Origin of the sequence: Rhodopseudomonas sp. NSM (assembly GCF_052445935.1) — a bacterium.
Lineage (GTDB): Bacteria > Pseudomonadota > Alphaproteobacteria > Rhizobiales > Xanthobacteraceae > Rhodopseudomonas.
On sequence record NZ_JBQTCH010000003.1, the window covers coordinates 196815 to 219034 of the forward strand.

General features: G+C 66.6%; 19 protein-coding genes. 14 read left to right on the top strand and 5 right to left on the bottom strand.

Annotation, left to right across the window (positions count from 1 at the left end; translation table 11 throughout):
- Positions 1 to 57 precede the first annotated feature (57 nt).
- On the bottom strand, positions 58 to 1284 hold the full coding sequence (locus tag ACTZWT_RS09355) for a cytochrome P450 (protein WP_444769402.1): 1227 nt from the start codon (positions 1282 to 1284) through the stop codon (positions 58 to 60).
- A gap of 229 nt (positions 1285 to 1513) precedes the next feature.
- Here ACTZWT_RS09355 and ACTZWT_RS09360 point away from each other — a divergent pair, with 229 nt between their 5' ends.
- The 8 genes from ACTZWT_RS09360 to ACTZWT_RS09395 all read left to right on the top strand — a co-directional run bounded on the left by ACTZWT_RS09360 (position 1514) and on the right by ACTZWT_RS09395 (position 10537).
- Positions 1514 to 2215 (top strand): TetR/AcrR family transcriptional regulator, encoded by a 702-nt coding sequence (locus ACTZWT_RS09360; protein WP_444769403.1) that lies wholly within the window; start codon positions 1514 to 1516, stop codon positions 2213 to 2215.
- On the top strand, positions 2216 to 3409 hold the full coding sequence (locus ACTZWT_RS09365) for an efflux RND transporter periplasmic adaptor subunit (protein ID WP_444769404.1): 1194 nt from the start codon (positions 2216 to 2218) through the stop codon (positions 3407 to 3409).
- 144 nt (positions 3410 to 3553) lie between these two features.
- Positions 3554 to 6661, top strand: a complete 3108-nt coding sequence (locus ACTZWT_RS09370) for a MexW/MexI family multidrug efflux RND transporter permease subunit (RefSeq protein ID WP_444769405.1) — start codon at positions 3554 to 3556, stop codon at positions 6659 to 6661.
- 138 nt (positions 6662 to 6799) lie between these two features.
- A complete protein-coding gene (locus ACTZWT_RS09375) occupies positions 6800 to 8053 on the top strand; it encodes an NAD(P)/FAD-dependent oxidoreductase (protein WP_444769406.1) in 1254 nt (417 codons plus the stop codon).
- A 175-nt stretch (positions 8054 to 8228) separates the two neighbouring features.
- Complete coding sequence (locus ACTZWT_RS09380) at positions 8229 to 8471, top strand: DUF6489 family protein (protein WP_011442526.1); 243 nt, start codon at positions 8229 to 8231, stop codon at positions 8469 to 8471.
- 21 nt (positions 8472 to 8492) lie between these two features.
- Positions 8493 to 9287, top strand: a complete 795-nt coding sequence (locus ACTZWT_RS09385; RefSeq protein WP_444769407.1) for an alpha/beta hydrolase — start codon at positions 8493 to 8495, stop codon at positions 9285 to 9287.
- A gap of 189 nt (positions 9288 to 9476) precedes the next feature.
- Positions 9477 to 9809: a hypothetical protein gene (locus ACTZWT_RS09390; RefSeq protein ID WP_444769408.1), complete on the top strand. Its 333-nt coding sequence runs from the start codon at positions 9477 to 9479 to the stop codon at positions 9807 to 9809.
- A 236-nt stretch (positions 9810 to 10045) separates the two neighbouring features.
- The gene (locus ACTZWT_RS09395) at positions 10046 to 10537 is read left to right on the top strand and encodes a phasin (RefSeq protein ID WP_444769409.1); all 492 of its coding nucleotides are present in this window, start codon (positions 10046 to 10048) and stop codon (positions 10535 to 10537) included.
- Between the two features lie 244 nt (positions 10538 to 10781).
- On the opposite strand, the gene ACTZWT_RS09400 is transcribed toward ACTZWT_RS09395, so the two are convergent.
- Positions 10782 to 11462 carry a TetR/AcrR family transcriptional regulator gene (locus tag ACTZWT_RS09400; RefSeq protein WP_444769410.1) on the bottom strand — a complete coding sequence of 227 codons (681 nt, stop codon included), beginning with the start codon at positions 11460 to 11462 and terminating at the stop codon, positions 10782 to 10784.
- 147 nt (positions 11463 to 11609) lie between these two features.
- Here ACTZWT_RS09400 and paaA point away from each other — a divergent pair, with 147 nt between their 5' ends.
- The 5 genes from paaA (at position 11610) to paaE (ending at position 15629) form a co-directional block, all read left to right on the top strand.
- Positions 11610 to 12593 carry a 1,2-phenylacetyl-CoA epoxidase subunit PaaA gene (paaA, locus tag ACTZWT_RS09405; RefSeq protein WP_444769411.1) on the top strand — a complete coding sequence of 328 codons (984 nt, stop codon included), beginning with the start codon at positions 11610 to 11612 and terminating at the stop codon, positions 12591 to 12593.
- 172 nt (positions 12594 to 12765) lie between these two features.
- Positions 12766 to 13053 carry a 1,2-phenylacetyl-CoA epoxidase subunit PaaB gene (paaB, locus tag ACTZWT_RS09410; protein WP_444769412.1) on the top strand — a complete coding sequence of 96 codons (288 nt, stop codon included), beginning with the start codon at positions 12766 to 12768 and terminating at the stop codon, positions 13051 to 13053.
- 211 nt (positions 13054 to 13264) lie between these two features.
- Complete coding sequence (gene paaC, locus ACTZWT_RS09415) at positions 13265 to 14032, top strand: 1,2-phenylacetyl-CoA epoxidase subunit PaaC (RefSeq protein WP_444769413.1); 768 nt, start codon at positions 13265 to 13267, stop codon at positions 14030 to 14032.
- Entirely contained in the window at positions 14026 to 14532 is a 507-nt protein-coding gene (gene paaD / locus ACTZWT_RS09420) for a 1,2-phenylacetyl-CoA epoxidase subunit PaaD (RefSeq protein ID WP_444769414.1), read from the top strand. Before paaC ends, paaD begins: the two co-directional genes overlap by 7 nt.
- 8 nt (positions 14533 to 14540) lie before the next feature.
- A complete protein-coding gene (gene paaE / locus ACTZWT_RS09425; RefSeq protein WP_444769415.1) occupies positions 14541 to 15629 on the top strand; it encodes a 1,2-phenylacetyl-CoA epoxidase subunit PaaE in 1089 nt (362 codons plus the stop codon).
- Between the two features lie 120 nt (positions 15630 to 15749).
- Here paaE and paaK read toward each other — a convergent pair whose 3' ends face one another.
- A complete protein-coding gene (gene paaK / locus ACTZWT_RS09430) occupies positions 15750 to 17084 on the bottom strand; it encodes a phenylacetate--CoA ligase PaaK (protein ID WP_444769416.1) in 1335 nt (444 codons plus the stop codon).
- Positions 17085 to 17098: 14 nt separating this feature from the next.
- A complete protein-coding gene (gene paaI / locus ACTZWT_RS09435) occupies positions 17099 to 17500 on the bottom strand; it encodes a hydroxyphenylacetyl-CoA thioesterase PaaI (RefSeq protein WP_444769886.1) in 402 nt (133 codons plus the stop codon).
- 311 nt (positions 17501 to 17811) lie between these two features.
- Here paaI and paaZ point away from each other — a divergent pair, with 311 nt between their 5' ends.
- The gene (gene paaZ / locus ACTZWT_RS09440) at positions 17812 to 19851 is read left to right on the top strand and encodes a phenylacetic acid degradation bifunctional protein PaaZ (protein WP_444769417.1); all 2040 of its coding nucleotides are present in this window, start codon (positions 17812 to 17814) and stop codon (positions 19849 to 19851) included.
- Between the two features lie 1110 nt (positions 19852 to 20961).
- Here paaZ and ACTZWT_RS09445 read toward each other — a convergent pair.
- Positions 20962 to 22185, bottom strand: coding sequence for a bifunctional alpha/beta hydrolase/OsmC family protein (locus ACTZWT_RS09445; RefSeq protein ID WP_444769418.1), 1224 nt, complete (start codon positions 22183 to 22185; stop codon positions 20962 to 20964).
- Positions 22186 to 22220: the final 35 nt, after the last annotated feature.

Here is a 22220-nt window from a genome sequence, read left to right on the forward strand (position 1 = left end):
CTGCGCCGCGCGTTCTTCGTCGCGAGCCGGCGTCAGGGCGTGCAGCGCGCGCGCCCGTCAGCCGTCGAGCCGGCAGGGCACGCGCAGATAGCCGCGAAACCGGACCCGTCCGCCGCGCGACGGCGTGCCGTCGAGCATGTAGTTCGGGAAGCGCGCCAGGAATCGCGTCAGCGCGATGACGCCTTCGAGTCGCGCCAGCGCCATGCCGGCGCATTGATGCGGCCCCGTGGCAAAAGCGAGGTGCCGGTTCGGCGTTCGTCCGACATCGAACCGGTCGGGATCGGGAAACTGTGCCGGGTCGCGGTTGGCGGCGCCGATGCACAGCGTCAGCGAGGTGTTGGCCGGCATCGCCACGCCGCCAATTTCGACATCGGCGGTGGTGATGCGGTTGCCGAGCTGGTTCGAGCTCTCGTAGCGCAGGATCTCCTCGACCGCGGTGCGGGCGAGGCCGGGCTGGCCGATCAGCCGCTGCTTCTCCGCAGGGTTGTCAGCGAGCGCCACCAGCCCGTTGCCGATCAGATTGGTGGTGGTCTCGTGTCCGGCGTTGAGCAGGAAGATGCAGTTGTGCAGCAGCTCCTTGGCCGACAGTTTCTCGCCGGTGCCGTCGTCGCCCTGGATCAGCCGGGTCAGGACATCATGCTCCGGATCGCCGGGTTCGGCGCGGCGCCGCGCGATCAGGGTTTCGAGATAAGCGAGGAAGTCGCGAACCGCATCATTACCGCGCGAAAACGTCTCGGGTCCGATCACCGGCTCCAGCGCGCCGAGAATCGCCAGGGACCAGTCGCGCAGCGGGCCGCGCTCGTCGTGCGGAACGCCGAGCAGATTGCCGATCACCTCGATCGGGATCGCGGCGGCGAAATCCTCGATCAGATCGACGCCGGCTTTGGCGGCCATCGCGTCGAGCAGGCGGTCGACCAGCGCGATCAGATCCGGCTGCATGCCGGCGATCGCGCGCGGCGACAGCGCGCCCGTGATCAGCCGCCGGACCCGCGTATGCGCCGGCGGGTCGTTGAACACGAGGCTGGTGGTGTGGTGCTCGAACAGCAGCGAGTCGCCGTATTTCGGCGCGAATTCGCGCTTCTTGTCGGAGCTGAACAGCGTGGTGTTCTTGTAGACCGTCACCAGATCGTCATAGCGCGTCAGGATGTACCCGCCATTGCGCAGCCGCTTGACCGGCTGATGTGCCTGCAGGGCGCGGTAGGTGGGGTAGGGATTGTCGTAGAACTCCGGCGTCAGCCGTTCGAGCTCGAACTCCGCCGCCAGTTCGCGTGAGGGCATTTCCATGTCATTCCCGTTTTTCTTGTTTATAGAGCGTTTCCCGGCGAAGCGTATATCGGCTGGCCGAGGCGGCGGGCACGAGGCTTCGAGGGATACCGCCGGCCGGAATGGCCGACCCGGGCAAATCCCGACCGGGCCTGAAAGACGGGCATCTTAGGCGATTTCCACACTCACGATTCTGTGCGTTGCAGCGAACCCAATTGACAATCCGGCAGGTGAGTGCCTACTCACGAAAATGAACTCATTGCGAATGACGCGTGATTTGCGGCGGGAATTGATTCTTGGCGCAGCAAAGCGATGCTTTGCGCGAAACGGCTTTGCGGGGACCACGACCAAGAGCGTCGCCACGGCGGCGTCGATCTCGGAAGGGTTGCTGTTCAAGCATTTTCCGAGCAAATCAGCGCTGTATGCCGAGATTCTGGCGGAAGAGTGCGAGGCCGACCCCGCGCTGGTCCACCTGCTCGACCTGCCGCCGTCGACCGAAGCGCTGGTCGTCGTCGTTCGCAATATGGTCGCGCATTTCTTGCATGTTTCGGATCAGCCGGACGGCGAGGAGGCGCAGCGTCTACGGCTTCTGGTCACGAGCCAGCTCGACGACGGCGAGTTCGCCAGGCTGGTGTTCGAGAAGATCTCCGGGCTGATCGGACCGAAATTCGCCGCTTCGCTCGATCGGGCGGTAGCGGCGGGAGAGGCGACGCGGATCGGGCAGGAGCCGATGAACCTGTTCTGGTTCGCGTATCATACCTTGGTGATGATGGCGCTCGGGCGACTGCCGGCGGTGCCATGCCTCGCTTACGGCGAGGCCGCCGCTCTCGAGAGGCAGACCTGTGAATACATCTTGCGTGGGATTGGACTGAACGACGACGTAATTGCCGCCCATCTGGATCGCGAGCTATCGCCCGAGCAGACGAGCGCGGAAACGACAGAGAGTGCATAAATGACGCTTGCGACAGAAACCCCGCCCGCTGCGCGGTCGGCCCCTGAAAAGCCGCGCCCCCGTCCGGTGCGGATGATCCGATGGTTCATCATCATCGGGTTGCTGCTGGCGATTCTGGTCGGCGGGCTGGTCGGCTTCAACGCCTTCCGCAGCCACATGATCGCGCAGTTCTTCGCCAACAACAAACCGCCGCCGATCAACGTCTCGATCGCCGAGGCGAAGTCGGAGGTGGTGCCGAACCTGCTGACCGCGGTCGGCGATCTCGCCGCCGTGCATCAGGTCAACGTCACCTCCGACGTCAACGGACGCATCACCGATATTCTGTTCACGCCGGGTTCGGAGGTCAAAGCGGGCGCCAAATTGCTGCAGCTCTACGACGCGCCGGAGCAGGCCGACCTCGCCAATTACAAGGCGCAGGTCAAGGTCGCCGAGCTGTCGCTCGACCGCGCCAAGCAACTCGCCGCGCGGCAGTTCGGACCGCAGGCGACCGTCGACCAGGCCCAGGCGTCGTTCGACCAGGCCAATGCCGGCATCGCGCGGACCGAAGCGGTGATTTCGCAGAAGCTGGTCCGCGCGCCGTTCGACGGCGTGCTCGGCGTCCGCCGCGTCGAGGTCGGTCAATATCTCACGGCCGGCACCCAGATCGTGACGCTGACCGACCTGTCGCGGCTCTACACCAACTTCACCGTGACCGAGAAGGACAGCGGCACGTTGAAGGTCGGGCAAGCGGTGCGCGTCACGGTCGACGCCTATCCGGGCCGCGTGTTCGAAGGCAAGATCACCACGATCGAGCCGCAGATCAGCGCCGAGACCCGCAACATCCGGGTGCAGGGCACGCTGGACAATCCCGAGCACATCCTGAAACCGGGCATGTTCGCGACCACTACGGTGGTGCTGCCGGACAAGCCGGCGGTGATCACCGTGCCGGAAACCGCCGTCGACTACACGCTGTACGGCGACTCCGTGTTCCTGATCAAGGAAGAGAAGGCCGACGACGGCAAGACCGGCCTGACCGCGGTGCGGACCTTCGTGCGCGTCGGCGAGCGTGTCCACGGCCGCGCCGTGATCCAGACCGGTCTCAAAGCCGGCGACCGGGTCGTCGCGGTCGGCCAGCTCAAGCTGCAGTCGGGCGCTGCGGTGGCGATCTCCAAGGATCCGCCGCCGCCGATTCCGGCCACGCCGCCGCGCTACTGAGCGAGGCGCGGGACAGCGCATCGGCGCGTCCCGCCGACATCGAACCTGTCCGGCCGGCGATCGTCGCCGTCCGGTAGCAACTGAACAATTCGCCGCCTCGCGCGCCAGATGCGCGAGACGCCGGCGTCACGGAGCGACCGCATTATGGGTGCCCTCACCGATATCTTCATCAAGCGGCCGGTGCTGTCGCTGGTGGTCAGCCTGCTGATCCTGCTGATCGGCTTCAGGGCCGCGACGACGCTACCGATCCGGCAGTATCCCAAGCTGTCGAACACCGTGATCACCGTCACCACGGTATATCCCGGTGCGTCGCCGGACCTGATGCAGGGCTTCATCACCACCCCGCTCGAGCAGGCCGTCGCCTCGGCCGAGGGTATCGACTACATCACCTCGTCCTCGACCCAGGGCCAGAGCCTGATCACGGTCTACGTCAAGCTCAATTTCGATCCGAACCAGGCGCTCACCGAGGTCCTGGCGAAGGTCAATTCGGTCAAATATCTGATCCCGCGCGAAGCCAACGACCCGGTCATCGTCAAATCGACCGGCGAGACCACGGCGGTGATGTATATCGGCTTCTCCAGCAACGAGCTCTCCGGCTCGGCGATCTCGGACTATCTGACACGCGTGGTGCAGCCGGTGCTGTCCACCGTCGACGGCGTCGCCTCCGCCGACATCCTCGGCGGCCAGACCTTCGCGATGCGGATCTGGCTCGATCCGATACGGATGGCCGGGCGCGGGGTGTCTCCCGACGACGTCGCCGCAGCGATCCGCGCCAACAACTTCCAGGCGGCCGCGGGTCAGACCAAGGGCTATTTCACGGTCTCCAACGTCAGTACCAACGCCGACCTGCAGAACGTCGACCAGTTCAAGCAGATGACGGTGAAGGCCAAGGACGGCGGCTTCATCAGGTTGCAGGACGTCGCCACGGTCGAACTCGCCGCGCAGAGTACCGATTCCAGCGTGGCGTTCTCCGGCGAGCGCGCGATCTTCATCGGCGTGCAGGCGACGCCGCAGGGCAACCCGCTCAACATCGTCTCCGGGGTGCGCGCGCTGTTCCCGGATATCGAGCGCAATCTGCCGCCGTCGCTGAAGATGAAGGTCGCCTATGATTCGACCAAGTTCATCCGCTCGTCGATCGACGAGGTCGAGATGACGCTGATCGAGGCGGTTGGCATCGTCATCGTGGTGATCTTCCTGTTCCTCGCCTCGTTCCGATCGGTGATCATCCCGGTGGTGACGATTCCGCTGTCGCTGATCGGCGTCTGCACGGCGATGCTGGCGATGGGCTTCAGCATCAATCTGCTGACGCTGCTGGCGATGGTGCTGGCGATCGGCCTCGTGGTCGACGATGCCATCGTCGTGGTCGAGAACATTCATCGACATCTCGAGGAGGGCAAGAGTCCGGTCCAGGCCTCGCTGATCGGGGCCCGCGAGATCGTCGGGCCGGTGATCTCGATGACCATCACGCTGGCCGCGGTGTACGCGCCGATCGGCTTCCTCGGCGGCCTCACCGGCGCGCTGTTCCGCGAATTCGCCTTCACGCTCGCGGGCGCGGTGATCGTGTCCGGCATCATCGCGCTGACGCTGTCGCCGATGATGTGCTCGGTGCTGCTGAAGCATCAGGAGAGCCAGGGCTGGTTCGCCCGCAAGGTCGACAACGTGTTCGGCGCCACCACGCGCTGGTACGGACGCCAGCTCGATCGCTCGCTGGACTACCGGCCGATCACCGGGATGTTCGCGCTGGTGATCCTCGGCCTGGTCGGCTTCATGTACATGAATACGGCCAAGGAGCTCGCGCCCGAGGAGGACCAGGGCATCGTGTTCGCGGTCACCAAGGGGCCGAAATACGCCAATATCGACTACTCCAACTACTACGGAGAGAAGCTCGACAAGGCGTTCGCGAGTTTCCCGGAGACCGATTTGCGCTTCATCCTGAACGGCACGTCGGGCCCGAACAACGGCATCGCCGGCATGCTGCTGAAGCCGTGGGACGAGCGCGAGCGTTCGTCGATCAAGCTCAAGCCGCTGGTGCAGAACGAGCTCAGCAAGATCGAGGGCGTCAACGCCTTCGCCTTCAACCTGCCGCCGCTGCCCGGCGGCCCGGGCGGCCTGCCGATCCAGATGGTGATCAACTCCACAACCGGCTTCCGCGCGGTCTACGAGGAGATGGTCAAGCTCAAGGACGCCGCGCGCAAGAGCGGCCTGTTCATCGTCGCCGACAGCGATCTCGACTTCAACCAGCCGGTGGTGCGGGTGAAGATCGACCGCAACAAGGCCAACGATCTCGGTATCACCATGTCGCAGATCGGCGGCACGCTGGCGACGCTGCTCGGCGGCAACTACACCAACCGCTTCAATCTGGAAGGCCGGTCGTATCAGGTGATCCCGCAGGTGCCGCGCGCGGATCGGCTGTCGCCGGATTCGCTCGACGGCTATTATGTGCCGAGCGCCACCGGGCAGCAGGTGCCGCTGTCGACGCTGGTGTCGATCGAAACCGCGACCGACCCGAACGCGCTGACGCATTTCAACCAGCTCAACTCCGCCACCTTCCAGGCGGTGCCGATGCCGGGCGTCACGGTGGGGCAGGCGGTGGACTTCCTCGAGCAGCAGGCGAAGAACCTGCCCTCCGGCTTCAACCACGACTATCTCGCCGACGCGCGGCAATACGTGAAGGAGGGCAATCAGCTCGCCATCACCTTCGGCTTCGCGCTGATCATCATCTTCCTGGTGCTGGCCGCGCAGTTCGAAAGCCTGCGCGATCCGCTGGTGATCATGATTTCGGTGCCGATGGCGATCTCGGGCGCGTTGATCCCGCTGTTCTTCGGCGTGGCGACGATCAACATCTACACCCAGGTCGGGCTGTTGACGCTGGTCGGCCTGATCAGCAAGCACGGCATCCTGATGGTCGAGTTCGCCCGCGAGCTGCAGCTCAAGGAAGGGCTCGACAAGCGCTCGGCGATGGAGATGGCGGCGCGCGTCCGGCTGCGGCCGATCCTGATGACCACCGCCGCGATGGTCACCGGCCTGCTGCCGCTGCTGAGCGCGTCGGGCGCCGGCGCCGCGAGCCGGTTCTCGATCGGCCTTGTGGTGGTGTCCGGCATGCTGATCGGCACGCTGTTCACGCTGTTCGTGCTGCCGGCCGTCTACGTCGCGATCGGCACCGATCACCGCGCGGCGTCGGAATCCGAGCGCGCCAAGCAGATCGAGGATTACGAGATGGAGCAGGCCTCGCCGTCGCTGAAGCCGACCTGAACCTGCTGCGTCTCGATGCGCGTTGAAGCAAGGCGGACCGGCAACGGTCCGCCTTTTTTCGTGGCGTTGCGTTGCGCGCGTGCGTCGATCGCGGCAGCCGGTTTGCGGAATCGCCGCGCGACCCTTACCTGATGGTCCATGAAGCAGGACGAGACGGATGTGCTGGTGCTCGGCGCCGGCATCGTGGGCGCCGGCGCCGCGCTGCATTTGCAGCGACGTGGCCGCGACGTCGTGCTGGTCGATCGCAACGCCGCGGCGGGTGACGAGACCAGCTACGGCAATGCCGGGCTGATCGAGGTCGCCTCGATTCTCCCCTATATGTTCCCGCGGGATCTGCCGCATCTGCTGCGCTACGCCTTCAACGGCTCGGCGGACGTGCACTACCAGTTGTCCGGCCTGCCTGAGTTCCTGCCCTGGCTGCTGCGCTATTTTCAGGCCTCGTCGCCGGAAGGCGCGGCGCGCACCGCGCGCGCGGCGTTGCCGCTGATCCGGCGGAGCCTCGCCGAGCATGAAGCCCTGATCGCCGAGGCCGGCGTGCCCGAGCTGTTGCGCAAGACCGGCTGGATCAAGCTGTTTCGCTCCGAGGCCTCGTTCGGCAACAGCGTGGCCGAGCTCGACCGGGTGAAGCAGTTCGGCGTCACCGCCGATGTGCTCGACGACGCCTCGATCGCGGCACGCGAACCGAACCTGATGGGCAAATTCGCCGGCGCGATCCATTGGCTGGAGCCCGGCTTCGTGCCCGATCCCGGCGCGCTGGTGAAGGCCTATGCGGCGTTGTTCACGCGCAAGGGAGGCCGGTTCGCCCGCGGCGATGCGCGCACGCTGCAGCAGCAAGGCGGCGGCTGGCGGATCACCACAGACGATGGTCCGATCACCGCGCGCGAAGTGGTGGTGGCGCTGGGGCCGTGGTCGGATCTGGTGTTCAGGCCGCTCGGCTATCGCATCCCGCTCGGCGTCAAGCGCGGCTATCACCAGCACTTCGCGGCGCGCGGCAACGCGGTGCTACAGCATCCGGTCCTCGATGCCGATCGCGGTTACTTGCTGGCGCCGATGAATCGCGGCATCCGGCTCACCACCGGTGCCGAGTTCGCCCGCCGCGACGCGCCGCCGTCGTATGTGCAGATCGACCGGACCCGCGCGATGGCGCGTGATCTGTTTCCGCTCGGCGATGCGATCGAGCAGCAGCCCTGGATGGGCGCGCGGCCGTGCCTGCCGGACATGCTGCCGGTGATCGGCCGGGCACAGCGTCACCCCGGGCTGTGGTTCGATTTCGGCCATCAGCATCACGGCCTGACGCTGGGCCCGGTCACCGGGCGGCTGTTGGCCGAGATGATGACCGGGGAGGAGCCGTTCGCGGACCCGGCGCCGTTCGCGGCCGAACGTTTCGGTTGAGGCGCATGGGCCACACCTCAGATCGCTTGCATCATCCCGGGTCTCGCGGCGATACTGCCGGCTGTGTTCAGGATGCTCCGCCGGGCGTCGCTGAGACGTCCCGATCGTGTTGCGGTGTGAAGCCGATAGCGGTTCGCATCGACACGACGCACCACTGCAGAAATCCGGAGCGGCCATGAAAGTCAACGTCGAGATCGATTGCACCCCCGAAGAAGCCCGCGCGTTCTTCGGCCTGCCCAATGTGCAGCCGATGCAGACGGCGGTGATGGACAGGCTGCAGCAGCAGATGCTGTCCAACATCGACAAGGTGTCGCCGGAGGCGTTGATGCAGAGCTGGTTCACCTTCGATCCGAAAATCGCCGAGCGCTTCCAGGATATGTTCGTGACCATGGCGGGGCTGGGCGGAAACAAGAAGTAAACCGCCACGACAGGAGGCAGGATGGCGGCCGTCGACCGCGCGACCCCTCACCATCGTCTGCGTCCGCCGAGCCTCGCGCTGTTGCTGGCGGAGGTGCGCAGCCTGCTGGAATTCAACGCCAGCATCCTGTTGTCGCCGCTGCTGCTGCAGGCGCCGAAAGGCGACGGCCATCCGGTGCTGGTGCTGCCGGGGCTGCTCGCCAGCGATCTGTCGACCGCGCCGCTGCGGCGCTATCTGCGCGCGCTCGGCTATCAGCCGTTCGCCTGGGAGCTCGGCCGCAATTTCGGCGGCGTCTACCGGATGCGCGGCCGCCTGCGCCGGCGCCTGACCGCGATCCATCAGGCATCCGGCCGCAAGGTCAGTGTGGTCGGCTGGAGCCTCGGCGGCGTCTATGCGCGCGACCTCGCGCTGCATGCGCCGGAGACGATCCGCTGCATCGTCACGCTCGGCACCCCGTTTTCCGGCGACATCACCGCCACCAATGCGCGGCGGGTCTATGAGCGGCTCTCGGGCGAGGATCTCGACGAGATCGGGCTCGACGACCTGACAGCGCTCGCGGGCGACATGCCGGTGCCGACGACTTCGATCTATTCGCGCACCGACGGCATCGTGAACTGGCGCACCTCGCGGCTGCGGCCGTCGCCGACCGCCGAGAACATCGAGGTGCTGTTCGCGAGCCATACCGGGCTCACCGTCAACGCCGCGGTGCTGTGGGCGATCGCCGATCGACTGGCGCAGCCGGAGGGCGCATTCGTGCCGTTCGATCGCTCGGGGCCGTTCGCGCTGGCCTATGCGGCGCGATCGCCCGCGGCATGAGGACGACGAGATCGACTCGTGCGGGGCATGACCGCGCCGACGCTCGACACCATCGGGGCGGCTTCGACGATCGCCTCGATTGGTTTTATCGCCAGGCAAAACGAACGGATGTCCGGATTGATCGAGCAGGGCGCGATCGCTATGTGCTCGACGTCTGGGCGAGCGAATAAGTTCGAGGAGGAGAAGGCAATGGCCGACAAGGACACCGACCCGGCCGCGGCGTGGCAGGCGATGTTCGGCGAGATGAGCAAGGGCTTCACTGCGCTCGCCAGTCAGGCGATGGCGACCCCGGAAATCGCCAGGGCGGTCGGCCAGGTCGGCGGCGCCACGGCAGAGGCGCAGAAACAGTTCGGCGAGATGATGGAGAAATATCTCGCCGGTCTCAACCTGCCGACGCGCGCGCAGATGGACGAATACGGCGCACGACTGTCGGCGATCGAGGCGCGGCTGGATCAGCTCACCGCGGCGATCAACCAGGGTGGCAAGACCGCCGCCACGCCGAAGCCGCCGCACGCGAAATAGCGCCGATCGGTGCCGGATCGACGTGCAACCCTGGATCGCCATGGCCGTGAAACGCACGCGTTAATCATGATGAATGCGAAATTTTCAAAAGTGATTTCAGTGACTTAATCGGAATCCAGCTTGTTGCATTGCAACATTTTGTTGCAATGCAACATAGGTTGTGCCATATTGCGGCTGCCCGGGCCGCAACCGGACGGGCAGGACCATAGCTCAACCACCGAGGATGGAGACACCCGATGACCGACCAGAATTATACCGAGACTCACCAGGCTGCGTTCGACAACGTCAAGCAGGCGTTCGCGCCGGTCGGCGACGCGTTCAAGAATTTCCAGAATCTGGAAGTTCCGGAAGCGACCCGCGACTTCGTCAAGCGCGCGGCCGGCACTGCCAAGGAAAAGGCCGCCGACTTCCAGGCGGGTTCGGAGAAGGTCACCTCCGCGATCGAAGAGGCCGTCAGCCATTCGGTCAGCGAAGCCGCCAAGATCAGCCGCAGCATCCAGCAGGCGATCTATGCCGACACCCAGGCGTTCTTCTCCGGCATCGACAAGATGGCGTCGGCGAAGTCGCTGAACGAAGCGGTGCAGATCCAGTCCGATCTGGTTCGCTCGCACGGCGAAGTCCTGATGTCGCGCGCCAAGTCGACCACCGAGTATCTCGGCAAGCTTGTGGCCGACAGCACCAAGTCGGCGCAGGACAACCTGACCAAGACCTTCAGCAAGCCGCTCTGATCGGCGAAAAGCCGGTCTGGCGTAGTCCTGCCGAAGATTGGACCACCGGAATTCTCGGCCCGCGCAAGCGGGCCTTTCTTTTTGGGCGGGACACATCCCGTCGTTCCGGGGCGCGCGCAGCGCGCGCGAACCCGGAACCCCGAGCTGTTCTGTCGAAAACGCGGCGCAGCGACTCGGATGTCGAGGGGGCCTGAACTGCGGGATTCCGGGTTCGCCGCTGCGCGGCGCCCCGGAATGACGGTTGCTAAGCCCGCCGCGCCACTGCCGGGCGCTCGTTCTTCTTGCGCGCCGCTGTGCGCTCGGGCCTGGTGTCGTCGTCCGTGATCGCGTCCATTGCCTGTTCGGCGCCGGCGACCATCAGCGTCGTCACCATCTTCGCATAGGTCTCGCGGCTCAGTCCCTTGCCTTCGCGGAACCACAGATAGTGCCAGTTCAGCATCCCGAACAGCGACATCGTCAGCGGCTTCAGCAGATGCGGCCTTGCGGCGGCGGCCGGGATCGCCGCGCTGATCGCGTCCGACATCAGCGCCACCAGCTTGCGCTCCAGCGCCTTCAATTGCTCCTGCTGTTCGGGCGGCAACAGCTTCAGACTCGAGATCTGCACCTGATGCTCGGCGTCGGCGCCGCGATAGGCTTCCAGCAGCGCCGCCGAAATCGCGAACAGCCGCTCGCCGGCGTCGCCCTCGGACTGCGCCGCGGCTTCGACCACGCCGACGAGATGCTGCAGATGATCCGCGAGCAGATCGAACAGCACCGCGTCCTTGGAGCGGTAGTAGTGATACATCAGCGCCTTGGAGACGCCGCAAGCCTCCGCGATCATGGTGATCGAGGTGCCGGTGTAGCCGTGCTCGGCGAACAGTTTTGCGGAACGGCCGAGGATGCCGCGGCGTTTCTGGTCGTAGTCGTTCGCTCGCGTGCGAGCCATGCGATGCAACATCCTGCTTGGCGCGGCACGCCCGACACGAACCGCGGATGGTTCCGACACTTGCATTGACCGTCCAATTGGTCAATTATATTTCCAACAAGGCCGGGCCGCGTGCCCGAGCCTGCGAGGAAACGCCGAGGCCACGCCATGTACACCCAGGCCCTCAACACCACCGAAGCCGAGGATCGCAACCTCGAAGACGCCGGCCGCGCCGCGCGGTTTCAGGCGCGGATCGACGCCGAGGAGCGGATCGAGCCCAACGACTGGATGCCCGCCGCCTATCGCAAGACGCTGACGCGACAGATCTCCCAGCACGCCCATTCCGAGATCGTCGGCATGCTGCCGGAAGGCAACTGGATCACCCGCGCGCCGACGCTGCGTCGCAAGGCGGCGTTGCTCGCCAAGGTGCAGGACGAATGCGGCCACGGGCTGTATCTCTACGCCGCCGCCGAGACGCTCGGCGCCTCGCGCGAGGAGCTGGTCGATCAGATGCTGAGCGGCAAGGCGAAGTACTCGTCGATCTTCAACTACCCGACGCTGACCTGGGCGGACATCGGTGCGATCGGCTGGCTGGTCGACGGCGCCGCGATCATGAACCAGATCCCGCTGTGCCGCTGCTCCTATGGCCCCTATGCGCGGGCGATGATCCGGGTCTGCAAGGAGGAGTCGTTCCACCAGCGCCAGGGCTACGAGATCATGCTGACGCTGGCGAAGGGCTCGGCCGAGCAGAAGGCGATGGCGCAGGACGCGCTCGATCGCTGGTGGTGGCCGTGCCTGATGATGTTCGGCCCGCCGGACCAGGCGAGCCAGCACAGCGACACCTCGACCAGATGGAAGATCAAGCGCTTCTCCAACGACGAGCTGCGCCAGAAATTCGTCGATGCCACCGTGCCGCAGGCGCATTATCTGGGTCTCGCGATTCCCGATGCCGATCTGAAGAAGAACGACGAAACCGGCCACTGGGACTACGGAACGATCGACTGGGACGAATTCAAGCAGGTGCTGGCCGGCAGCGGCCCGTGCAACCGCGATCGGCTGACGGCGCGCCGCAAGGCCCATGACGACGGCGCCTGGGTGCGTGAAGCGGCCGCGGCCTACGCCGAGAAGCGCAAGAAGAAACTGGCGGCGTAGAACGCCGGACTGAGTTGAAACCTCTCCCCGCGCGCGGGGAGAGGTCGACCGGCGAAGCCGGGCGGGTGAGGGGGCGTCTCAACGCGGCCGAGCAGTCGCGACTCGCGGAGACGGCCCCTCGCACCGACCTCTTCCCAAAGGCGGGGAGAGGGAGAGCAGGAGGGAACGACATATGACCACGCCGAATACGGCGCTGTGGGAAGTCTTCATCCGCAGCCGCAACGGCCTCGCGCACAAACACGTCGGCTCGCTGCACGCCGCCGACGCCACGCTGGCGCTGCAGGCCGCCCGCGACGTCTACACCCGCCGCGGCGAGGGCCTGTCGATCTGGGTCGTGCCGTCGAGCGCGATCACGGCGAGCGATCCCGCCGAGGCCGGCATGCTGTTCGAGCCCGCCGAAAGCAAGATCTATCGGCATCCGACGTTCTACGAGGTGCCGGACGAAGTCGGGCATATGTAGTTAGTGGCCGCCACACATAGCAACGTCATCCTGAGGTGCCGCCGCGCAGCGGCGGCCTCGAAGGATGAGCCAAAAGCCTCTCAACGTCATTGCGAGGAGCGAAGCGACGAAGCAATCCAGAGGCTCAGTGCACGGCACTGGATTGCTTCGCTTCGCTCGCAATGACGGGGATAGGTCGACAGTTCAATTCAACCGATCGAGCTCGGCAGCCATGTCCATCACCCTCACCGACACCCCGCTGTTCACCTACGCCCTTCGCCGCGCCGACGACGCGCTGATCCTCGGGCATCGGCTGTCGGAATGGTGCGGGCACGCGCCGATGCTGGAAGAGGACATGGCGCTGTCCAACGTCGCGCTCGACCTGATCGGGCAGGCGCGCGAGCTCTACAACTATGCGGGAGCCGTCGAGGGCTGCGGACGCGGCGAGGATCAGCTCGCTTATCTGCGCGAGGAGCGCGACTACCAGAACCTCTTGCTCGTCGAGCAGCCGAACGGCGATTTCGCCCGCACCATCGCGCGGCAATTCTACTACTCGGCGTTCGCCGATCCGTATTGGCGGGCGATGATGGGCTCGCGCGATGCTACGCTCGCGGCGATCGCTGCCAAATCCGAGAAGGAAAGCGCCTATCACCTCCGCCACACGTCGGAATGGATGATCCGGCTCGGCGACGGCACCGACGAAAGCCACCGCCGCGCGCAGGACGCGATCGACGCGCTGTGGCCGTTCACGGGTGAGCTGTTCGATGCCGACGCCGGCGAGCGCAGCCTGATCGAGGCCGGCGTCGCGATCGATCCCGCGAGCCTGCGCGACACCTGGCAGGCCACGATCGCCGCCGTGCTGGGCGAAGCGACGCTGACGCTGCCGACCGGCACATGGGTGCAGCGCGGCGGCCGCAGCGGCCGGCACAGCGAGCATCTCGGCCATCTGCTCACCGAGCTGCAATACATGCAGCGGACCTATCCGGGCCAGACATGGTGACGCGCGCCACCAGCGATTCCGAGCTGCGCGCCCGCGCCTGGGCCGCGGCCGCGACCGTGGTCGATCCGGAGATTCCCGTGCTGACCATCGCCGATCTCGGCGTGCTGCGCGACATCAGCGTCAACGACGGCCGAGTCGAGGTCACGATCACGCCGACCTACTCCGGCTGCCCGGCGATGAACATGATCACGCTGGAGATCGAGACCGCGCTGGCGCGCGCCGGCATCGGCGACGCGAGCGTTCGAACCGTGCTGGCGCCGGCCTGGACCACCGAGTGGATGAGCGCGGAGGGCCGCGCCAAGCTGAAAGACTACGGCATTGCGCCGCCGCAGGCCGCGACCGGCCGCCGCGCGCTGTTCGGCGCGCCGTCGGAAGTCGCCTGTCCGCAATGCGGTTCGATCGACACCGAGCAACTGTCCGAATTCGGCTCGACCTCCTGCAAGGCGCTGTGGCGCTGCAGGAGCTGCCGCGAGCCGTTCGATTACTTCAAGTGCCATTGAGCGCCGCCATGAACATCTCCGCCACCATCCCGCGCTTCCATCCGCTGGTGATCCGCGACCTGCGCCGCGAAGGCCGCGACGCGATCTCGCTGAGCTTCACCGTCCCGCCGGATCTGGCCGACGCCTACCAGTTCGCGCCGGGCCAGTATCTGACCCTGCGCACCACGATGGACGGCGAGGAGGTGCGGCGCTCCTATTCGATCTGCTCCGGCCCCGACGACGGCGAGCTGCGCATCGCGGTGAAGAAGGTCGACGGCGGCGCGTTCTCGGTGTGGGCGACCGAGGAACTGAAAGCCGGCGACACGCTCGAGGTGATGACGCCGACCGGCCGCTTCGGTGTCGCGCATGCGGCCGATGAAGTGCGGACCTATGTCGGCTTCGCCGCGGGCTCCGGCATCACGCCGATCCTGTCGCTGATCAAGGCCGTTCTGGCGCGCGACCCCGACAGCCGCTTCTTCCTGTTCTACGGCAACCGCAGCACCGATCAGATCCTGTTTCGCGACACGCTGGAGACGCTGAAGGATCGTTACTTGCAGCGCTTCGCGGTGTTCCACGTGCTGTCTCAGGAGGAGCAGGACGTGCCGGTGATGCAGGGCCGGCTCGATCGCGACAAGGTGCGGTTGCTGCTGACCGCGATGCTGCCGGCGGCGAGCGTCGATCACGTCTTCGTCTGCGGCCCGACCGGGATGAGCGACGACGTCGAGGCCGCCTGCCGCGAACTCGGCATCGCCGAACAGCGCATCCATGTCGAGCGCTTCGTTTCCGGCCTCGGCGGCAAGCCGCGACCCAAGGCGGTGGTCGCGCCGGGCGCGCCGCCGAAGGCGATCGCCGCGTTGATCATCGACGGCAAGCGCCGCGAAGTGCCGGTCGCCGAGGGCGAAGCGATCCTCGACGCGGCGCTGCGCGCCGGCGTCGATCTGCCGTTCGCCTGCAAAGGCGGCATGTGCTCCACCTGCCGCGCCAAGCTGGTCGAAGGCGAGGCGCAGATGGAGCTGAACTACTCGCTGGAGCCGTGGGAGCTCGCGGCGGGGTTCATCCTCACCTGCCAGGCCAAGCCGACGACCGAGCGCGTGGTGGTGGATTACGATCATTTGTAGTTGAGGTCATTCCGGGGCGCGCAGCGAAGCTGCGCGAACCCGGAATCTAGAGATGCCCTGAACCTCTGGATTCCGGGTTCGCTCGCTGCGCGAGCGCCCCGGAATGACGAACTAACCGCCTTACCCCCTCGGCCGCTTGTCGAACACCCGCCTGGCCTTGCCGAGCGAGCGCTCCAGCGTATCCGGCGGCACCACCTTGACGGTGGTCGAGATCCCGATGGTGTTCTTGATGTAGGCCGCGACGCGTTCGGCGTGCGGCACGAGGCCGGCGCCGTCCCAGCTTTCCGGGCGGGCTTCGGCCAGCACGGTCATCTCGTCCATCCGGCCGTCGCGCGTCAGTTCGATGATGAAATGGCCGCCGCACCAGTCGGTGCCGAGCAGCACTTCCTCGATCTGGGTCGGAAACACGTTGACGCCGCGCAGGATGATCATGTCGTCGGAGCGGCCGGTGATCTTCTCCATCCGCCGCATCCCGGGCCGCGCCGTGCCCGGCAGCAGCCGCGTCAGATCGCGGGTGCGATAGCGGATGACGGGGAAGGCTTCCTTGGTCAGCGAGGTGAACACCAGTTCGCCCTTCTCGCCGTCGGGCAGCACCGCGCCGGTCGCGGGGTCGATCACTTCCGGATAGAAGTGATCCTCCCAGACGTGCAGCCCGTCCTTGGTCTCGACGCATTCCTGCGCGACGCCGGGTCCAATCACTTCCGACAGGCCGTAGATGTCGGTGGCGTCCATGTCGAACGCCTGCTCGATCTCGGCGCGCATCGCGTTGGTCCAGGGCTCGGCGCCGAACACGCCGTATTTCAGCGACGACTGCCGCGGGTCGAGGCCCTGCCGCCTGAACTCGTCGAGGATCGCCAGCATGTAGCTCGGCGTCACGGTGATGATGTCGGGCTTGAAATCGTTGATCAGTTGCACCTGCCGCTCGGTCATGCCGCCGGAGACCGGGACCACGGTGCAGCCCAGCTTCTCGCCGCCGTAATGCGCGCCGAGCCCGCCGGTGAACAGGCCGTAGCCATAGGCATTGTGCAGGATCATGCCGCGCCGCGCGCCGGCCGCGCGCAGCGAGCGCGCCATCACGGTGGCCCAGCTGTCGATGTCCTTCAGCGTGTAGCCGACCACGATCGGCTTGCCGGTGGTGCCCGACGAGGCGTGGACGCGGGCCAGTTGTTCGCGCGGCACCGCGAACATGCTGAACGGGTAGTTGTCGCGCAAATCGGTCTTCGACGTCAGCGGAAATTTCGACAGATCGCCGAGCTCGCGGAGGTCCGACGGGTGCACGCCGGCGCGGTCGAACGCGTTCTTGTAATGCGCGACGTTGTCGTAGGCGTGTTTCAGCGTCCAGGCCAGTCGTCTGGTCTGCAATGCCGTGATCTCGTCGCGCGAGGCGCGTTCGGCCTCGTCGAGTTCGGCGCTGTAGCCGGAAGATGCTCGCAACTGATGGATGCTCGCGGCCATCGCTCTGTCCTCTCTCAGCGTTGATCGGGTTGTTGCGGCGGCACCAGCGTTCCGCCGATCGCGCGCGAATGGCCGCGGAATTCGGCGATGACGATGCGGGCCGAACTGACGCGCACGTCGTAGATGCCGGATCGTCCGGCGCGGGTGATTTCGCGCGCGCTCGCGGTCAGCTTCGCGCCGAGCTTGCTCGGCCGGATGAAACTGATCTGGCCTTGCGCCGCCACGGTGTTCTCGTTGCGCGAGTTGCACGCATAGGCGAAGGCGGAGTCGGCGAGCGTGAAGATGAAGCCGCCATGGGCGATGCCGTGGCCGTTCACCATCTCGGTGGTGATGGTCATCGCCAGCGTCGCGAAGCCGGGGCCGATCTCGACGATCTCCATGCCGAGCGCCTTGCTGGCATGATCGTTCGCCCACATCGCGTCGGCGCAGGCGCGCGCGAGGTCGTCGGGCGACAATTCGGCCGGGGCGGGAGAGGGCGCTGCGGTCACCGCGCGACTCCGCTGCAACCGGCCGGCGTCGCGATGCGGCGCGGCCCGCGACCGCCGATCAGGTCGTCCTTCACGTTTCTCTCCCCAATCTTCTCTCACCGTTCACGGGCTTCGAAAGCCTCTTGAATTGAACGATCGGTCAGTCAATTATTAGCCCAAGCCATCATCGTGTCAACGGCCGCCCTGTGCGTCAAACCGCTCGATCGCGCCGGGGACCGAACAACAAATCGGGAGGGATCATGACCATCACGCTGCAAAGCCTCGCGCAGGATCGCTGGGTCACGCCGGACGAAGGCCGGGTCGAGATCGCGAGTGCGATCGACGGCAGCGTGGTGGCGCGCGCCTCCAGCGCAGGGTTGGACTTTGCCGCGATGGTTGCGCATGCGCGCGAAATCGGCGGGCCGGCGCTGCGCAAGCTGAGCTTTCATCGGCGCGCCGACATGTTGAAGGCGCTGGGCGCGTATCTCGGCGAGCGCAAGGAGACGTTGTACGCGCTCGCCGCCGACACCGGCGCCAACCGCCGCGACAACGCGGTCGATATCGACGGCGGGCTGGTCACGCTCGCCGCTTACGCCTCGCGCGGCCGTCGCGAATTGCCGGATACGCCGTTCATCGTCGAGGGTGAGGTCGAGCAACTCGGCAAGCGCGGCAGCTTCGTCGGTCAGCATCTGCTCTCGCCGCTGCACGGCGTCGCGGTGCATATCAACGCCTTCAACTTCCCGTGCTGGGGCCTGCTGGAAAAGCTCGCGCCGGCGCTGCTCGCCGGCGTGCCGGTGATCGCCAAGCCGGCGACGGCGACGGCCTACGTCGCGGAGGCGCTGGTCAAGCTGATCCACGAATCCGGCCTGCTGCCGGCCGGCGCGCTGCAACTGATCTGCGGCGGCACCGGCGATCTGCTCGATCATCTGACCGGCCAGGACGTCATCGCCTTCACCGGCTCGATCGAGACATCGGAGAAGCTGCACGCGCATCGCAATGTCGCGCGCCATGCGATCCGCTTCGTCGCCGAGCGCGATTCGCTCAACGCTGCGATCCTCGGGGCGGATGTCACCCCGGCCGATCCGGAATTCGATCTGTTCGTTCGCGAGGTGGTGCGGGAGATGACCGCGAAGGCCGGGCAGAAATGCACCGCGATCCGCCGCGTGCTGGTGCCGCGCGCGCAGCAGGCCGCGGTGCTCGCGGCGTTGAAGGACAAGCTCGCCGAGGTCAGGCTCGGCGATCCGCGCAAGGACGACAAGGCGATGGGGCCGCTGGTCAGCCGCGCGCAGCGCGAAGCGGTCCGCGCTGCGATCGCGACTCTGCAGACCGAGGCCGAGATCGTGTCGGGCAATCCGGAGCGCTGCGAGGGCGACGGCATCGACGCGACCAAAGGCGCCTACATGGCGCCGATCCTGCTCCGCGCCCGCGATCCGATGGCGGCGCGAAAAGTCCACGACACGGAGGCGTTCGGCCCGGTCGCGACCGTGCTGGCTTATGACGACATCGATCAGGCGATCGAGCTGGTTCGCCGCGGCGAAGGCAGCCTGGTCGCGTCGCTGTTCACTTACGACAATGTCGTGGCGGAGCAGATCGCGCTCGGCATCGCGCCTTGGCACGGGCGGCTGCTGATCGTCGATCGCGATTGCGCCGCGGAGTCGACCGGCCACGGCGCGCCGTTGCCGGCGCTGCTGCACGGCGGGCCGGGACGGGCCGGCGGCGGCGAGGAACTCGGCGGGCTGCGCAGCGTGCATCACTACATGCAGCGCACCGCGATTCAGGCGTCGCCGCGGCGGCTGGCGGCGTTGACCGGCACGTGGAGCCGCGGCGCACCGTCGCCGGCCGCCACGGTGCATCCGTTCAAGCGGAATTACGACGAGCTGGCGATCGGCGACAGCATCGAGACCGCGAGCCGGCCGATCACGCTCGACGATATCGAGCACTTCGCGCATTTCACCGGCGACACCTTCTACGCCCACATGGACGAGGCGGCGGCCAAGGCCAACCCGTTCTTCCCGGGCCGCGTCGCCCACGGCTATCTGATCCTGGCTTTCGCCGCGGGCCTGTTCGTCGATCCGGCGCCGGGCCCGCTGCTCGCCAATTACGGCCTCGACAATCTGCGCTTCCTCAAGCCGGTGTCGCCCGACGACACCATCAAGGTGAAGCTCACGGTGAAGCAGAAATCCTCGGCGCGCCGTCCGGAATACGGCGAAGTGCGCTGGGACGTCGAAGTGGTCAACCAGCACGACGAGCCGGTCGCCCGCTACGATCTGCTGACGATGAGCGCCCGCCCGCCCGCTTAGCCCGCCGATCCGCTGCGCGCCGCTTCACTTCTCGTTCGTCATTCCGGGGCGCGAGCGCAGCTTGTGAACCCGGAATGACGGAGGCGAGAGGCTTTCCGGCCAATCTTCAGTTTCGTGTCCCGCACGCGGTGCAGCGCGCAGCGCTGCGCCGCAGATGCGGGACCCCGGTTTCTTTCCGAGAAGTAGCAAGTGTTTTGATCCCGCGAACCGGGGTCCCGGCTCTGCGCAGCGGCACTCCGTGCCGCAGCGCGTCCGGGACACGGGACAAATCACGTGTTGACAACATTCCTAATATGATTATAGTCCGCATCGTCCTGTCCGTGAGGGGCGCTTCGCGAGGCGTCGGATAGCGGGACAGATCGGGCGGGCTGGGCAACCGGCCCCGATGATAGTTTGGCAATGCCGGCTCGGCCGGCGGAGTCGAACGGACGCGGCGTCCTGCGCGTCGTGGCTCGCAAGCACGCGTCCGGGAGGCAGAGGTCACCGTCCGCCGCTACTACGAGCGGCTGCCGCTTTCGTGGCTGGACGGGCGCAGCAAGGCCGGGGAGATCCCGCTCCGCTGTGCTCCCGGAAGAACGGTCCCGACGCCCAAAACCGCCGCGGTGGGCGCGCCGATCAGGCGTTGCGCGGTCCTTCGCAAGAAGTGATCGCGAGAACCACCACCAACCCGCGCCGACCGGCGCGCCCCCACCCCTCGCTGTGACAGCGACGGGTGCAAACCTCGGACGCTCCGGCGCCGCGAGAAGACATTCGCATGGCTGTTCGGCAGGGCTGTTTGACAGTTGAGTTCATCCCCGCGCGCGGGCGTTGCAACTCGCGCTCCGTCATCCTGAGGCGCGAGCGCAGCAAGCCTCGAAGGATGGGCCGCAAGGCACCGGCCGCGCACGTCTCCGCATCCTTCGAGGCTCGCCCTGTCGGGCGAGCACCTCAGGATGACGGCGTCGAGATAGTGGCAGGCTCAGACTGACGCGCCGGGATGGTGGCAGCGCTCGCACCACGCTCTCTCCCCGTCATCGCCCGACTTGATCGGGCGACCCAGTATTCCAGAGTGTTCGTATTGGATCCGCAGCATCCCGACACAAGCGCATCGCTGCGCATCATGCTCTTCGCTCACTCCGCCGTCCGCGTCACGATCGTTACTTCCGACGTCAGCGTGCGATGCACCGGGCATTTGTCGGCGATCTCGATCAGCCTGGCGCGCTGCTCGGCGTCGAGGTCGCCGTCGATCGCGATCACGCGCTCGATCCTGTCGAGCAGGCCGACCTTGGTCTGGCACTCGGCGCAATCCTCGGCGTGGATCTTGGCATGGTTCAGCGTCACGGTGACGCGATCGAGCGGCAGCTTCTTGCGTTCGGCATAGAGCCGCATCGTCATCGAGGTGCAGGCGCCGAGCGCCGACAGCAGCAGATCATAGGGTCCAAGCCCCGAATCCGCGCCGCCGACCGCGACCGGCTCGTCGGCGAGCAATTGATGCGGGCCGACGCTGATCCGCTGCTGGAATTTGCCTTCGCCGGTTTCCTGCACGATCACGGTGCGCGGCACTTCCGGCGCGCCCGTGGTGGCGGCGGGTGGCCGGGCGTCGAGATAGCGCTCCGCCCAGGCGGCGATCACGTCGGCCGCGTAGTTCGCATCGCGGCGGTTGCTCAGGAGATGATCGGCATGGTCGAGCGAGACGAAGCTCTTGGGATGCCGCGCCGCCAGAAAGATCCGGGTGGCGTTGTCGATATGGACGGTGGCGTCCGTCGGCGCGTGCATCACCAGCAGCGCCTTGCGCAGCTTGGTCACCTGCGCCATCAGATTGTGTTCGCCGGCGTCGTCGAGGAATTCGCGCCTGATGGTGAACGGCCGGCCGGCGAGCGAGACCTCGACGCTGCCCTGTTCGCGGATCGCGTCGACATGCTCGGCGAACAGGCCGGCGACATGCGATGGATCCGACGGCGCGGCGATGGTCGCGATCGCCTTCGCCTCGGGGATCTGCGCCGCGGCCGCCAGCACCGCGGCGCCGCCGAGGCTGTGGCCGATCAGCAGCGACGGCGCCCGATGAACCTCGCGCAGATGATCGGCGGCCAGAACCAGATCGGCGACGTTGGAGGAGAACGTCGCATTGGCGAAGTCGCCCTCGCTGGCGCCGAGCCCGGTGAAGTCGAACCGCAGCACCGCGATGCCGCGCGCCGCAAGTCCCGCCGCGATCCGCCGCGCCGCCAGATTGTCCTTGCCGCAGGTGAAGCAATGCGCAAACAGCGCGAAGGCGAGCGGCGCCGAGCCCGGCAGTTCGAGCGCCGCCGCGAGCCGATGTCCGCCGCTGCCGGGGAATTCAAAGCGTTCGATCGGCATGGCGTGCTCCCGCTTCGATCGCCGGCGCAACTTGC

Coding starts and splice junctions, on each gene's coding strand:
- paaB (WP_444769412.1), top strand. CDS start 12,766: ATGACCACGCCGAATACGGCGCTGTGGGAAGTCTTCATCCGCAGCCGC.
- ACTZWT_RS09360 (WP_444769403.1), top strand. CDS start 1,514: ATGAACTCATTGCGAATGACGCGTGATTTGCGGCGGGAATTGATTCTT.
- paaA (WP_444769411.1), top strand. CDS start 11,610: ATGTACACCCAGGCCCTCAACACCACCGAAGCCGAGGATCGCAACCTC.
- ACTZWT_RS09375 (WP_444769406.1), top strand. CDS start 6,800: ATGAAGCAGGACGAGACGGATGTGCTGGTGCTCGGCGCCGGCATCGTG.
- ACTZWT_RS09385 (WP_444769407.1), top strand. CDS start 8,493: ATGGCGGCCGTCGACCGCGCGACCCCTCACCATCGTCTGCGTCCGCCG.
- ACTZWT_RS09380 (WP_011442526.1), top strand. CDS start 8,229: ATGAAAGTCAACGTCGAGATCGATTGCACCCCCGAAGAAGCCCGCGCG.
- ACTZWT_RS09400 (WP_444769410.1), bottom strand. CDS start 11,462: ATGGCTCGCACGCGAGCGAACGACTACGACCAGAAACGCCGCGGCATC.
- ACTZWT_RS09445 (WP_444769418.1), bottom strand. CDS start 22,185: ATGCCGATCGAACGCTTTGAATTCCCCGGCAGCGGCGGACATCGGCTC.
- paaK (WP_444769416.1), bottom strand. CDS start 17,084: ATGGCCGCGAGCATCCATCAGTTGCGAGCATCTTCCGGCTACAGCGCC.
- ACTZWT_RS09390 (WP_444769408.1), top strand. CDS start 9,477: ATGGCCGACAAGGACACCGACCCGGCCGCGGCGTGGCAGGCGATGTTC.
- paaZ (WP_444769417.1), top strand. CDS start 17,812: ATGACCATCACGCTGCAAAGCCTCGCGCAGGATCGCTGGGTCACGCCG.
- paaD (WP_444769414.1), top strand. CDS start 14,026: ATGGTGACGCGCGCCACCAGCGATTCCGAGCTGCGCGCCCGCGCCTGG.
- ACTZWT_RS09395 (WP_444769409.1), top strand. CDS start 10,046: ATGACCGACCAGAATTATACCGAGACTCACCAGGCTGCGTTCGACAAC.
- ACTZWT_RS09370 (WP_444769405.1), top strand. CDS start 3,554: ATGGGTGCCCTCACCGATATCTTCATCAAGCGGCCGGTGCTGTCGCTG.
- ACTZWT_RS09365 (WP_444769404.1), top strand. CDS start 2,216: ATGACGCTTGCGACAGAAACCCCGCCCGCTGCGCGGTCGGCCCCTGAA.
- paaC (WP_444769413.1), top strand. CDS start 13,265: ATGTCCATCACCCTCACCGACACCCCGCTGTTCACCTACGCCCTTCGC.
- paaI (WP_444769886.1), bottom strand. CDS start 17,500: ATGTGGGCGAACGATCATGCCAGCAAGGCGCTCGGCATGGAGATCGTC.
- paaE (WP_444769415.1), top strand. CDS start 14,541: ATGAACATCTCCGCCACCATCCCGCGCTTCCATCCGCTGGTGATCCGC.
- ACTZWT_RS09355 (WP_444769402.1), bottom strand. CDS start 1,284: ATGGAAATGCCCTCACGCGAACTGGCGGCGGAGTTCGAGCTCGAACGG.